At 63.3% G+C, this 13187-nt stretch carries 16 protein-coding genes; 9 read left to right on the plus strand and 7 right to left on the minus strand.

The features are described 5' to 3' along the window. Positions 1-85: 85 nt before the first annotated feature. From AC0L23_RS23825 to AC0L23_RS23855, 7 genes are all read left to right on the plus strand, one after another. Complete coding sequence (locus AC0L23_RS23825) at positions 86-1294, plus strand: MFS transporter (RefSeq protein ID WP_085384122.1); 1209 nt, start codon at positions 86-88, stop codon at positions 1292-1294. Positions 1295-1301: 7 nt separating this feature from the next. Beyond that, positions 1302-1700 (plus strand): fluoride efflux transporter CrcB, encoded by a 399-nt coding sequence (crcB, locus tag AC0L23_RS23830; protein WP_162847276.1) that lies wholly within the window; start codon positions 1302-1304, stop codon positions 1698-1700. Positions 1701-1706: 6 nt separating this feature from the next. Continuing rightward, positions 1707-2135, plus strand: a complete 429-nt coding sequence (gene crcB, locus AC0L23_RS23835; RefSeq protein WP_085361373.1) for a fluoride efflux transporter CrcB — start codon at positions 1707-1709, stop codon at positions 2133-2135. Positions 2136-2137: 2 nt separating this feature from the next. Next, the gene (locus tag AC0L23_RS23840; protein ID WP_085384121.1) at positions 2138-2479 is read left to right on the plus strand and encodes a DUF190 domain-containing protein; all 342 of its coding nucleotides are present in this window, start codon (positions 2138-2140) and stop codon (positions 2477-2479) included. 43 nt (positions 2480-2522) lie between these two features. After that, positions 2523-2828: an ATP-dependent Clp protease adapter ClpS gene (gene clpS / locus AC0L23_RS23845; RefSeq protein ID WP_007594672.1), complete on the plus strand. Its 306-nt coding sequence runs from the start codon at positions 2523-2525 to the stop codon at positions 2826-2828. Between the two features lie 551 nt (positions 2829-3379). After that, a complete protein-coding gene (locus tag AC0L23_RS23850) occupies positions 3380-3631 on the plus strand; it encodes a hypothetical protein (protein ID WP_026233118.1) in 252 nt (83 codons plus the stop codon). A 61-nt stretch (positions 3632-3692) separates the two neighbouring features. Next, positions 3693-4859, plus strand: a complete 1167-nt coding sequence (locus AC0L23_RS23855; protein ID WP_085361371.1) for a sensor histidine kinase — start codon at positions 3693-3695, stop codon at positions 4857-4859. Positions 4860-4900: 41 nt separating this feature from the next. On the opposite strand, the gene AC0L23_RS23860 is transcribed toward AC0L23_RS23855, so the two are convergent. From AC0L23_RS23860 to fabI, 6 genes are all read right to left on the minus strand, one after another. Next, positions 4901-6091: an adenylate/guanylate cyclase domain-containing protein gene (locus AC0L23_RS23860; RefSeq protein WP_085361370.1), complete on the minus strand. Its 1191-nt coding sequence runs from the start codon at positions 6089-6091 to the stop codon at positions 4901-4903. Positions 6092-6171: 80 nt separating this feature from the next. After that, positions 6172-7260, minus strand: a complete 1089-nt coding sequence (gene aroC, locus AC0L23_RS23865) for a chorismate synthase (RefSeq protein ID WP_018456243.1) — start codon at positions 7258-7260, stop codon at positions 6172-6174. 37 nt (positions 7261-7297) lie between these two features. Next, positions 7298-7585 (minus strand): HU family DNA-binding protein, encoded by a 288-nt coding sequence (locus tag AC0L23_RS23870; protein ID WP_085361385.1) that lies wholly within the window; start codon positions 7583-7585, stop codon positions 7298-7300. 503 nt (positions 7586-8088) lie between these two features. Continuing rightward, on the minus strand, positions 8089-8505 hold the full coding sequence (locus tag AC0L23_RS23875) for a hypothetical protein (RefSeq protein WP_143274210.1): 417 nt from the start codon (positions 8503-8505) through the stop codon (positions 8089-8091). 402 nt (positions 8506-8907) lie between these two features. After that, positions 8908-9507: a histidine phosphatase family protein gene (locus tag AC0L23_RS23880; RefSeq protein WP_085361368.1), complete on the minus strand. Its 600-nt coding sequence runs from the start codon at positions 9505-9507 to the stop codon at positions 8908-8910. Positions 9508-9521: 14 nt separating this feature from the next. Next, positions 9522-10337 carry an enoyl-ACP reductase FabI gene (gene fabI / locus AC0L23_RS23885; protein WP_085361367.1) on the minus strand — a complete coding sequence of 272 codons (816 nt, stop codon included), beginning with the start codon at positions 10335-10337 and terminating at the stop codon, positions 9522-9524. Positions 10338-10510: 173 nt separating this feature from the next. Between fabI and AC0L23_RS23890 the strand changes: the two genes are divergently transcribed. After that, the gene (locus AC0L23_RS23890; RefSeq protein WP_007594679.1) at positions 10511-10999 is read left to right on the plus strand and encodes a sigma-70 family RNA polymerase sigma factor; all 489 of its coding nucleotides are present in this window, start codon (positions 10511-10513) and stop codon (positions 10997-10999) included. Between the two features lie 106 nt (positions 11000-11105). Continuing rightward, positions 11106-11876 carry an anti-sigma factor family protein gene (locus AC0L23_RS23895; RefSeq protein ID WP_085361366.1) on the plus strand — a complete coding sequence of 257 codons (771 nt, stop codon included), beginning with the start codon at positions 11106-11108 and terminating at the stop codon, positions 11874-11876. Between the two features lie 329 nt (positions 11877-12205). On the opposite strand, the gene AC0L23_RS23900 is transcribed toward AC0L23_RS23895, so the two are convergent. Then, entirely contained in the window at positions 12206-13171 is a 966-nt protein-coding gene (locus tag AC0L23_RS23900; RefSeq protein WP_085361365.1) for a DnaJ C-terminal domain-containing protein, read from the minus strand. Between the last annotated feature and the right edge of the window lie 16 nt (positions 13172-13187).

Here is a 13187-nt window from a genome sequence, read left to right on the forward strand (position 1 = left end):
CAAACCCGCCGCCGGCGGGTTTTTTGTTGCCTGGATGAAGGCCGAGGAGAGGTCAAGCAGAGGCCGAGGAGAAGTCCTGGACGTGATGACGACAACACCGAATGCTGCGCGTGCGGGGCTGCCCAGGGGGATCTGGGTGCTCGGTTTCGTCTCGATGCTGATGGACGTCTCTTCCGAGATGATCCACGCGCTGCTGCCGGTCTATCTCGTCACCGTGCTCGGCGCCTCCACGCTCACCGTCGGCTTCATCGAGGGCATTGCCGAGGCGACCGCCTCGATCACGAAGATCTTCTCCGGCGCGTTGTCCGACTGGCTCGGTCGGCGCAAATTGCTCGCTGCGCTCGGCTACGGGCTGGCCGCGCTGACAAAACCGCTGTTCCCGCTTGCCCCCAGCGTCGAATGGCTGGTTGCCGCGCGCTTCATCGATCGCGTCGGCAAGGGCATTCGCGGCGCGCCGCGCGATGCGCTGATCGCCGATATAGCACCTATCGGTCTGCGCGGCGCGAGCTTCGGCCTGCGGCAGTCGCTCGACACCATCGGTGCGTTCGTCGGGCCGCTGATGGCGATCGGCCTGATGTGGTGGACGGCGGACAATTTTACGATGGTGTTCTGGGTGGCCGTGCTGCCGGGCTTCCTGTCGTTCGGACTGATCGCGTTCGCGGTGAGCGAGCCGGAGCCGGACCCCGGCCGGGAGCCGTCAAGGAATCCGCTGAATACCGCTGCGATGCGCCAGCTCGGGTCCGTGTACTGGCGCGTGGTCGCGGTTGGCGTCGTGTTCACGCTGGCACGTTTCAGCGAGGCCTTCCTGATCCTGCGTGCGCAGAATATCGGGCTCAATGCGATGTGGGTGCCGGCCGTGCTGGTGCTGATGAACATCGTCTATGCGTTGTCGGCCTATCCGGCCGGCGTGCTCTCGGACCGGATCAACCGCACCGGCCTGCTCGCGCTCGGCCTCGTCTTCCTCGCCGGCGCCGATCTCGCGCTCGCGCTGCTGCCAAACCTTGGCGGCCTCGCCCTCGGCGTCGTGCTGTGGGGACTGCATATGGGATTGACGCAAGGCCTGCTCTCGGCCCTCGTCGCCGACGCAGCGCCACCGAGCTTGCGCGGCACCGCGTTCGGCTATTTCAACCTGTTCACCGGCCTTGCCTTGCTGGCCGCAAGCGTGATCGCCGGCGCCTTGTGGGATGCCTATGGTCCGGCCGGCACGTTCCTGGCGGGGCTCGGCTTCGCGCTGGTCGCGCTCATGGGACTATTTGCCGTCGGCAACGGGCTGGCAACGGAGGAGAAACGATGACGGGGGGCTGTTCGCCGTGCTGAGCGGAGTGCTTGCGATTATGATCGGCAGCGTGCTGGGCGGCTGTGCGCGCTATTTCATCTCCGGCGCGATCGCGCGGCGGCTGGGCGAGACGTTTCCGTGGGGCACCGTGACCGTCAACGTCACCGGCGCCTTCCTGATCGGCATTTTTGGCGCATTGGCGACCCATCCCGGCTCGGTCTTCGCCGCGCCCGATCCATGGCTGTTCGCGGTCACCGGCTTTCTTGGCTGCTACACCACGGTGTCCTCGTTCAGCCTGCAAACGCTGACGCTGGCGCGCAACGGCGAGGCGATGCACGCGCTCGGGAATCTCGCGGTCTCGGTCGTGCTCTGCCTCGCGGCCGTCAGTTGCGGCTTCCTCCTCGCGGACACTCTGGGAGGCTAGAGGCAGATGAAGTCCCCCTCCTCTGCCGATCGCTGGCGCACCGCGACGCTCTATGCCTGGATTGCCGCCGGCAGCATGGTCGGCGGGCTAACGCGCTATCTGGTCGGGCTCGCGCTCGACACCGGCTCCGGCTTCCCGGTCGCGACGCTGTTCATCAACGCCACCGGCTCACTAGTCATCGGCTTCTACGCGACGCTGACCGGGCCCGACGGCCGCCTGCTGGCGCGGCCCGAGCACCGGCAGTTCGTCATGACCGGGTTCTGCGGCGGCTACACGACCTTTTCAACCTTCAGCCTGGAGACCTTCCGCCTGTTCCACGGCGGCATGAAATATACGGCGCTCGCCTATATCGCGGCATCCGTCATCTGCTGGCTGGTGTCGGTATGGGCAGGCCACATGATAGCCAGCGGCACCAACCGCTTGCGAAGGAGCTGACCATGCAAATCCTTAATCAGGCAGTTTCGCTCCGGATCTTCCTTGGCGAGAACGACCAATTCGACGGCAAGCCGCTCTATGAAGCGATCGTGATGACGGCGCGCGAGCGGCATCTGGCCGGCGCCACCGTGCTGCGCGGCCCGATGGGCTTCGGCAAGTCCAGCCGGCTCCACACTTCCAAGATTCTGCGGCTCTCGGAAGACTTGCCGTTGCTGATCGAGATCGTCGACAGCGAGGACAACATCAATGCATTCCTGCCCATCCTGGATGGCATGATGTCGAGCGGCCTGATCACCTTGGAGAAGGTGCAGGTCCTGCAATATGGTGAGAAGGCCGCGCGCTGAGCGCGCCGGCAGGAACCCGAGCCCGCCATATCCGGGAGGCGGAATGAACGATACCGTTGCCAAACCGAAAACCAGGACGAAGACCAAGGTCGAGCGGCCGAAGCTGCATAAGGTCATCCTGATCAACGACGACTTTACGCCCCGCGAATTCGTCACGATGATCCTCAAGGCCGAGTTCCGCATGACCGAGGATCAGGCCTACAAGGTGATGATCACCGCCCACAAGCTCGGCGCCTGCGTGGTCGCGGTCTTCACCAAGGACGTCGCCGAGACCAAGGCTACCCGCGCAACGGATGCCGGCCGCACCAAGGGCTATCCCCTGCTGTTCACCACGGAGCCGGAGGAATAGTGCACCGGTCCGGCTTTGGTGCTTTTGCGCCCGCTTTCGATTTCGGCGCCGAATCTGCTCTGCCGAATAGTGTATCTATTGGCTGTCAACAGGCGCATGCTGAGCCATCACCGGCTCATCACGGCATCCATCGGTGACTGAGAGAGTCTTTGCGCTCCCGCCCAATGCGGAGCGTCCTATGCAAGACACCACCAAGCGCACCATCCCTCTGAGCAATCGCCTTGCCCAATTGGCAGCCGAGGCTCGCCGTCGCGCAGAGATTGCCCCGCCCGGCGTTCAGCGGGAATCGCTGCTCAAGGCGGCGCGATTGAGTGAAACGGCCTCGCACATTCATGATTGGATAAGCCTGCCTGGCCCCAAAACCCCGAGGTAATGGCAAGCAAACCTTGTCGACCGCCTGTTCACGTCGAGCGACGATCCGGGCCAAGGGCGGCATCCGCCTTCAAATCGCACTTCAAATATAAGTTGTATGAAATGAACTATATTTCATTTTGGTTGTTATAACAGCGTCCCCAAACGAAACGGGGCGGTCAACAGCCAAAGCAGCCCAAATGATGAAATCTCTTGTCGCGTTCGCGATGTTCGCGCTCCTCGGAGTGTCCGTAATGGTGCTGCCCGGTTTTGCTCCGCAAGTAAAAGCGCGCGAAACCGTTGCTTTGGCGAAGGCGGACCGGCTGGCGAGCCTTCCGGTGGCGCGGAATTGCCTGGGCCAGGTCTGGCCGGACTTCGAAGCATCGTGTCTGCGCCGGGGTGAATCCGATGTCAGGGTTCATGAAGCTCGTTTGGTGACGGCTCGCCGCTAGACCAACCATCGCAAAGCGCCGGCCGAGCTTGTCGGATGATCCAGGAAAGTGTCGTGCACAGATGTCAACGCCCCCAACCTCCTTGCCGAACGTTCTCGTCGTCGAAGACGAGATGATCCTGCGCATGCGCGCGGTCGATATCGTAGAGGATGCAGGCTTCTGCCCTGTGGAGGCCGTCAACGCCGACGAAGCCATCTCGATCCTCGAGTCGCGGTCGGACATCTCGCTTCTGTTCAGCGACATCCAGATGCCCGGGACCATGGACGGCCTGAAGCTGGCCCACGCGGTGCACGATCGCTGGCCTGCCATCAAGATCGTACTGGTCTCCGGTCAGGTAAAGCCGTCTGAAACCGAAACGCCGGCGGACAGCCGCTTCTTTCGCAAGCCGCTCGCCGTCGACGAAATGATCTCGCAGTTGCAGACGATGATCGGAGCGGGCGCGCTAAAAATCCTTCCGACCACAACGGATCCCGGGGAAAACCTCGAGGTTGCGCGATCGCCACAGGAATCGGTCCTGGTCGCGGAGAACGACAATCTGCGCCTGTTGCTGGAACAGGCCGACACCGACGCCAAGGTCCTGCTCGCTCAAGCCGGCATCGAAGCCCACGAACGCGAGGCTGCCGACAAGTTGCAAAAGCTGATCCTCGGAGAGCTGCATCATCGCATCAAGAATACGCTTGCGACGGTGAGCGCGATCGCAGCCCAGAGCTTTCGGGCCGCAATCAATCTCGAGCAAGGCCAAAAGGCCATGGATGGCCGCTTGCTGGCGTTGGGGCGCGCCCACGACCTGTTGATACAGGTCAGCTGGTCAAATGCGAGCCTCACTCACACCCTGAGCGGCGCCACCGATCCTTTTGACAGTCAGGGGGGTCGACGATTCCATTTCAATGGGCCGGATCTCCGGATCACGTCCGGTGCCGTGATAGCGCTCGCGATGACGTTCAACGAGCTCTGCACCAACACCACGAAGTTCGGCGCGCTGTCCAGTTCCTCCGGTCATGTCGAGATCGCATGGACGGTGGACGAGATCGAGCAAAGGCTGCGCCTGAAGTGGAGCGAAAGCGGCGGCCCTGCGGTGGCGCCGCCAACACGGCGAAGCTACGGCACCCGGATGATCGAATCGCTCGGCCAGCAACTGAACGGGCAGGTGCGGCTGGCCTATGAACCGTCCGGATTCGTCTATCAGCTGGATGTCCCGCTGAGGTCGGTGATGGCGTCGAACGCCTGAATTCTGCTTACCGGCTTGGCGGCGGTCATCCGAGGACGACCTCAGGCCATCGCCACCGGCGTCTCCTCCGTCAGCCCGTACACGCGTTGCGCCTTTGAAAAGCCTGCGATCGGGAATTCGCCGAGCTCGTGCCAGTCGTGCCGGCAGACATTGGCGAACATTTCCGAGGCGACGACGGTCCGCCCCAGGCGACCCGTGATCTTCTCGAGCCTGGCGGCAAGGTTCACGGCGGGGCCGATGCAGGTGAAGTCGAGGCGGTTGCCGCCTCCAATATTGCCGTAGAGGATGTTGCCGACGTGGAGCGCCACGCCGAAGCGGAAGCGCTCGACGACGTCGCCGACAGGATACGCGAGCGCCTCGACGCTGGCGCGGGATTCGCGCGCCGCTTCCAGCACGCGCGTGCAGACATGCGCGGCATCGCCGACATATTCGTCGATCGGGAATACCGCGAGCAGGCCGTCGCCCATGAATTTCAGCACCTCGCCGCCATGACCGCGGATCGCGGCGACCTGGCAGTCGAAATAATGGTTGAGGATCTCGACCACGGTCTCGGCCGGCAGCCGGTCCGACAGTGCGGTGAAGCCACGCAGATCGGAGAGCCAGATCGCAGCCTGCATGGTGTCGTTGTGGCCGCGGCGGATCTGACCGCCGAGGATGCGCGCGCCGGCACGATTGCCGACATAGGTGTCGAGAAGCATCTCGGCGGTGCGGCGCAGGCTGATGATCTCGGTGATGCGCGCCAGCGGCTTGATGATGGCGTGAATCGCCGCGATGTGGTCATCGGTGAAGCCGCCTGGATGGCGCGTGGTCCAGCTGGTCGCGTGGACCGAGCCGTCGAGAAACTGCATTGGCGTCGCGACGTAGTCGGTGACGCCTTCGGCACGCATGTCGTCGAAAAAAGGGAAATGCTTGCTGCGGGGATCCTCCATGCGTCCCCGCACCTCAAGTCCCTGCTCGAACACGACCCGCAGCGGACTTCTGGCGAATTCCGGCGTCTCCAGGATCTCGAAATCGACCGTGCCGATCTCGACCTCCTCGCCCTCCCGCCAGATGAAGTTGCGACCGAAAATTTCGGGATGCAGCGTGCGGATGAAGATGCCGAACCGCCATAGCGGCAGACCGGCTGCGACCATCCGTTCGCAGGCTTCCGCCGTCATCTCGGCCGGGGCCTTCGACGACCAGGCGCCGTCGATCAGCCAGCTGGTGATACGTTGGAGCTCGGAGCTTTCCATGCGCGCATTTGCGGACGAAGTTGTGGGATCGTCAAGCTGCGCGGTGGGCTAGTGGCGCGGTACAAGCGCCTCGCGCAACGCTACCGCCCGACCTGGCCGCGGTCGCGCAGGAAATGATCCGCCAGCACGCAGGCCATCATGGCTTCGCCGACGGGGACGGCGCGGATGCCGACGCAGGGATCGTGGCGGCCCTTGGTCATGATCTCGGTGTCGGCGCCGTTGCGATCGACGGTGAGACGCGGCTGCAGGATCGACGAGGTCGGTTTGACCGCGAAACGCACCACCACCGGCTGCCCCGTGGAGATGCCGCCCAGCACGCCGCCGGCGTGATTGGAGAGAAAACGCGTGCCGTCATTGCCGGTGCGCATCTCGTCGGCGTTCTCTTCCCCGGTGAGTTCGGCCGCGCCGAAGCCGGCGCCGATCTCGACGCCCTTCACGGCATTGATGCTCATCATTGCGGCGGCGAGCTCGGCATCGAGCTTGGCGTAGATCGGGGCGCCAAGGCCGGCCGGCACACCTTCGGCGACGACCTCGATCACAGCGCCGATCGAGGAGCCGCTCTTGCGGATGCCGTCGAGATAGGTCTCGAAGAACGCGGCCTTGTCCTTGTCGGGACAGAAGAACGGGTTTTTCGCAATCTCGTCCCAGTCCCACTTCGCGCGGTCGATCTTGTGCGGGCCCATCTGCACCAGCGCGCCGCGTACCTTCACGTCGGGCAGCACTTTTCGCGCGATCGCGCCGGCGGCGACGCGCGTCGCAGTCTCGCGCGCCGACGAGCGACCGCCGCCGCGATAGTCGCGCAGGCCGTACTTCGCTTCATAGGTGAAGTCGGCATGACCAGGGCGAAACTTGTCCTTGATCTCGGAATAGTCCTTCGAGCGCTGGTCGGTGTTCTCGATCAGGAGCCCGATCGGCGTGCCCGTCGTCACCTGCACGCCGGTCTCCGGATGCGCCATCACGCCGGAGAGGATCTTGACCTGGTCCGGCTCCTGACGCTGGGTCGTGAAGCGCGACTGGCCGGGCCGGCGGCGATCAAGATCACCCTGGATGTCGGCCTCGACGAGCGGAATCATGGGCGGGCAGCCATCGACCACGCAGCCGATCGCCACCCCATGGCTCTCGCCGAAGGTCGTGACGCGGAACATGTGGCCGAAGGTGTTGAAGGACATTCGTATCTCACTAATTCGGGAATAAGGCTCGATCGGTCTATGCCGAATCTCTCGTAGCCTTGACGGGACGGGCGCGAACAATCTTCCGGGCCGGCTTGGCCTTGAACATCATTTCCTCACCCGTAAAGGGGTTTGTACCCTTGCGCGCCTTGGTCGCAGGCTTCTTGACGACCACGAACTTGGCGAAGCCCGGTACCAGGAACAAGCCATTCTTCTTCAGCTCTTTGTGGCCAACATCCGTCAGCGTCTCCATAACGCTCTTAACGTCGCGCTTGGAGAGCTCGGTGGCAGTTGCAATCTTCTCGATGAGAGCCGACTTCGACATTTGCGTGTGCGAGCTGTGCTGGGACACAGCCGGACTTGGTGCCTTGCGTCTGAGCTCCGGCACGTACTTCTCTGCAACAGCATGACGTCTGTCGTCCGGCAGACGGCGACCGAGCGTCAGTTCGCTCTCGCTCAGCTTACGCTTTGCTGCCTGGAGGATCGACGAACTTGCCTTGGCTACGGCAGAAGGCACGTCCTCAGATGAATCATTGAGCGCATCATTCAAAGCCGCGAATATTTTGGGATCAATATGATCCTTGAAGACGGCGCCAAAATCGGATGGTTTCACTCTATCCCAAACGGTCGCCGCTTTGAGTTGCAGAGCGATCCGAATGACATCATCGAGCTCGACTTCGTGGGGGTCCTTGAGATCGGCTAAATACCTCACAAAGGTCGCAACAACTCCGGCAAGCGCGTCGTCTCGATCCGACCGACCTCTTATCGCTTCTATGTCGCTCGGCCGCAAACGATGCAGTCTATCGAGAGATACCGACGTTGCAGCTTTCACGTTCTATTCCTCGCCATCGTCGGGATGAACACGTCCTGCAGCTTGATACCGTATCGGGCAAACTCCTTTGCCGCATTTGCCAAGTGATCAGGAGTGCGGCCGGGACGCGTGCCATATCGGCCGGAACCATTCGTGATGCACCAGGCAGCAGATGGCTTATAATGAAGATCGAATAGAATTTCTCCACCAATCCTTCCCGGACCGGCTTCGATGAGGGCGGGGTGGCCAAGCTTTTGCGTACCTTCCGCAGTTCGGAAATACCGCGCTCGTGGAAAGATGTATTCTCGCGTCGTCGCGTTCACGACTTCCTCGATAGAAAACCAGAACTTGCCTACACTATCCACGACCCACAGGATCGGCAATTCGGAGTAGACATAGCGCGTAACACCGAGACCTTTCTCGGTCACCACCATCAGTTGCTTCAACAGCCGAGCTGTATCGCGCGAAAGTCTGTGAAGACTCTGCGGTCGAAGTTCTCCTTCCAATGGGTCAACCCTGTCGGGAGCTAGTGCTTCTCCAAAAGTCTCGTCCAGGGCAAGAATAAGCGTAGGCCCCCCCTTCCCAGGCATCAATTCTCCATCGTCGCTGACAGTATTGGTTCGTTCAGGCCTATACACGCTCCCCTACAGTCAATCGACAGGAAAAGGGAACCCCGCAACCTTCGCGCGAAATTCCTCAAAGGTTATGAAGCGACTCGATTACTTTCTCGAGAGATTTAGTGACAGCCGACTGATCATTCAACCCATTGACGTTGTTGCAAAATTGGGAACATGTCGACGGCCTCCATCAATCGAGAAATACGCGCTGATGCAAAATTAAACGTACTTCTCCAGCCGCCCGTCCCGGAACACGTAGACGGCGCCCTGCTCGATGTAGAGTTCGGCGGCGGTCGCCGGCGTCTCCAGGCCGAGTGAAACCATCAGGGCCCGGCAGGTCCCGCCATGGGCGACCGCGACGGTGTCGGTCCGGAGCTGGTCGTACCAGGCGCGCACGCGGACCTGGACATCGGCGTAGGTCTCCCCGCCCGCGGGGCCCACCGTCCATTTGTCGGCGAGGCGCCGGGCGTAGATGTCGGGATCGGAGGCCTCACTCTCGGCTAGCGTCAGCCCCTCCCAGGTGCCGTAGCCGATCTCGCGCAGGCGATCGTCGAGCGTATAGTCCGCAGTCGGCAGGTCGAGCGTGCTCCGCGCCAGTTCCATAGTCACTCGCGCGCGGCCAAGCGGACTCGACACGTAGGGTAATGCAGCCTTGTCGCGGCCCTCGCGCTTGAACAAATCGGCGAGAATGCCGCCGGCCTGCACGGCCTGATCGCGACCGCGCGCGTTCAGCGGAATGTCCTTGATGCCCTGAAGCCTCCCGAGCGCATTCCACTCGGTCTCGCCGTGGCGAAGGTAATAGATCGTGGGCACGGGCATTGCTGGGTGAAAAGTTAGTCCTTCCCGCCAAACGAAATGTCCGGCGCCTCCGGGCGCTTCATGCCGAGCACGTGATAGCCGGAATCGACGTGGTGCACCTCGCCGGTGACGCCGCGCGAGAGGTCGGAGAGGAAATACAGCGCGCTGCCGCCGACGTCTTCCGTGGAGACGTTGCGCCGCAGCGGTGCGTTGGCCTCGTTCCACTTCAGGATATAGCGGAAATCGCCGATGCCGGACGCCGCGAGGGTTTTGATCGGCCCCGCGGAGATCGCGTTGACGCGGATGTTCTTCTCGCCGAGATCGGCGGCGAGATAACGCACGCTCGCTTCGAGCGCCGCTTTCGCAACGCCCATGACGTTGTAATGCGGCATCCACTTCTCGGCGCCGTAATAGCTGAGCGTGATGAGCGAGCCGCCGTCGGTCATCAGCTTCTCGGCGCGCTGCGCCACGGCTGTGAACGAGTAGCAGGAGATCAGCATGGACTTCGAAAAATTCTCCTGCGTGGTGTCGACGTAGCGGCCGTCGAGCTGCTCGCCATAGGCGATCGCATGCACGAGGAAGTCGATCTTGCCCCACTTCTCCTTCAGCACCGCGAAGGCCGCATCGATGGTCGCGGCATCGGTGACGTCGCAATGGCCGAGCACGAGCCCGCCGATCTCGGCGGCGAGCGGCTCGACGCGCTTCTTCAGCGCATCGCCCTGATAGGTGAAGGCGAGCTCGGCGCCGGCCGCGTGGCATGCCTTGGCAATGCCCCAGGCGATCGAGCGGTTGTTGGCAACGCCGAGGACCACGCCTCGCTTGCCCTGCATCAGACCTGAATTCTGCGCCATTTTGCTAACGTCCCGTCGAGCTCCCGGTGAGGTTTGGAGGTACACCAGCCCTCCGTTGCGGTACAGTCCTAATACGCGGCGTTAACGCTGTTTCAAGGGCCGGAATAGCCGTTCCGCTCGGGTGTTATGATCGTTGTGGCGCTCGCGCCGAACATCAGGACGTCAAGACCGCAATGAGTGCGTTTCGCCAGAGTGTTGAAGCCATGATCCCGGCGTTGCGCCGCTACGCCCGCGCGCTCACGCGCGAGGCGGATGCGGCCGATGATCTGGTGCAGGATACGCTGGTGCGAGCGCTGCGTTCGGAGCGCCTGTTTCTCGGGGGCGACGTCAGGAGCTGGCTCTATACGATCCTGACCAACCTCAACAAGAACCGGCGGCGCTCGCTGGCACGGCGGCCGCAATTCATGCAGCTGACGGAGAATAACCCGGATGCCAGCGGGACCGAAGCCGAAGGGCGCGATATCGAGAGGGCGCTGGCGACGCTCGTCGAGGAGCAACGCTCGGTGCTGCTCCTGGTCATGCTGGAGGGCATGAGTTACCGCGAGGTCGCCGACATCCAGGGCGTGCCGATCGGCACCGTGATGTCGCGCCTGGCACGCGCACGCGCCCACGTCAAAGCCTCGCTGGAGGGCGAGCGCCCGGCGCTCAGGCGGGTGAAATGATGGCAGGATTGATGCATCGCGCCGGTCGTTCCTCCTGCATGGCATGGGAAGCGGCGCAGTTGAACCACGAAGAACATTTTGGGCCGCAGAGCCAGAGACGATCGATATGAACGACCGCAAGATCCCAGTGACCGAGGACGAACTGCACGCCTATGTCGACGGCGAGCTGCCGGCCGAGCGCCGCGCCGATGTCGAGGCCTGGCTTGCCGCGCAGCCCGAGGATGGCGAGCGCGTGCAGTCCTGGCGCGCCATGGCCGAGATGCTGCACGCCCGCTACGATTCCGTCGCCCAGGAGCCGGTGCCGGCGCGGCTCGAGCTCGAACGGCTGGAGCGCCGCCCGCGGCACTGGCTCTATGGCGCCGCCGCGGCCGTGCTGGTGGCCTTCGTCGCCGGCGGCACCGCCGGCTGGCTGGGGCATGGCGCCGCCAACGCGCCGTCGACCTTCCAGAGTTTTACGACTGACGCGCTCGACGCCCACCGCCTCTATGTCGTCGAGGTTCGCCATCCCGTCGAGGTCGGCGGCAACGAGCGCGACCACCTCCAGGCCTGGCTGACCAGACGTTGCGGCTGGACCGTGTTTGCACCGAACCTAGAGGCGAGTGGACTGAAGCTCGTCGGTGGCCGGCTCTTGCCGGGGCCGAACGGGCCAGCGTCGTTCCTGATGTATGAGGGCGCCTCGGGCGAGCGGTACACGATCTACACCGCCAAGACCGAGAATGGCGCGACGCAGATGCGCTACGCCAGAACGGACAAGGACGGGGCGCTGTTCTGGTCGGAGCGCGGCGTCGGCTACGTCGTCAGCGGTGGCGGCGACCGGGATCGGCTCACCAAAGTGGCGCAGGCGGTCTACGACCAGGCAGAGAAAAGCGGCACCTAGACAACCACGCCAACGCGGTGCCTCGATTCCGACATTGAAAATTTGGAATGAAGACATCGGCGCGTCTCATTATCGCACCGGATGATCACGCGAAAATGAGCAGCGTTCGATCCGCCGATCGACGCGGGCGGCCTCGATTGGGGTTTTTGGTACCGCGCTGGTCCCCCTCTCGAGGCCGCACCTTTTTATCGGCTGCCCCGCCGGACAGCCGACACATCGAGCACGTGGACCAAGAAGGGCTACCACGCCTCAAGCATATGATGAGCATCATCTCGACGGACGACGCTCTCAGTCTTTAGGAGAACCCCTTCATATTTTCCGGATCACGCTTAGCCAAACCCGCTACGTGGATTGTAGGGGTGCTGGTCCCGCCACTTCTGCATCAATGCTTCCAGCTCGGCGTCGTTCCCGTCCGGTAGCATAATCCTGACGGTGACGAAGAGATCCCCGGTTCCGCCAGCTTTTGGCAGTCCCTTGCCCTTGAGGCGGAAGGTCCGGCCGCTGGAGGTGTTTTGCGGGACCGAAAGCTCCACGGCATTGCCGAGGGTGGGCACGCGGACCTTGCCGCCAAGCACCGCCTCGTAGAGCGTGACCGGCAGGTCGATCCTGAGATCGGCGCCCTCGATCTTGAAGAACGGATGCTGCGCGATGCCGATCGTGATCAGGAGATCGCCCGGCGGATGGCCCTGAGCGCTCTCGCCCTGCCCCCGCAACCGGATCTGCTGGCCTTCGGTCACGCCGGCCGGAATCTTGACGTTGAGCTCCTTGCCGTTCGGCAGCCGGACGCGCTTCTCGCCGCCCTTCACCGCCTCCTCCAGCGAGACGGTCATGGCGACATTGACGTCGAGATCGAGCCCGATCCCGCCGGTGTCGAATTCGAACTGGGCACCGCCGCCGGCCCCGGGGCGCGGACGCGGCCCTCCTCCGAACATGCTGTTGAGGATATCCTCGAACGCGCCGCCGCCCGGACCAGGGCCCGCGCCGCCACCGCGGAACGTATAGCTCTCGAACCCGCCGGGACCCGCGCGCCCGCGCGGCCCACCGCCGCCGCCCGGAAAACCCTGGAAGCGCGGCTTGCCGTCGGCGTCGATCTCGCCGCGGTCGAATTGCTTGCGCTTGTCCTCGTCGCCGAGGATCTCATTGGCCGTATTGAGTTCAGCGAAGCGCTCGGCAGCCTTCGGGTCGTTCTTGTTGCTGTCGGGATGGTGCTTCTTGGCAAGCTTGCGATAGGCGCTCTTGATCGCGGCAGCGTTGGCGCTCCGCGGCACCCCCAAGACCTCATAGGGGTCGCGCATCCGTCACGTCTCCTTC

It is taken from the genome of Bradyrhizobium sp. MI1.4 (assembly GCF_055811315.1).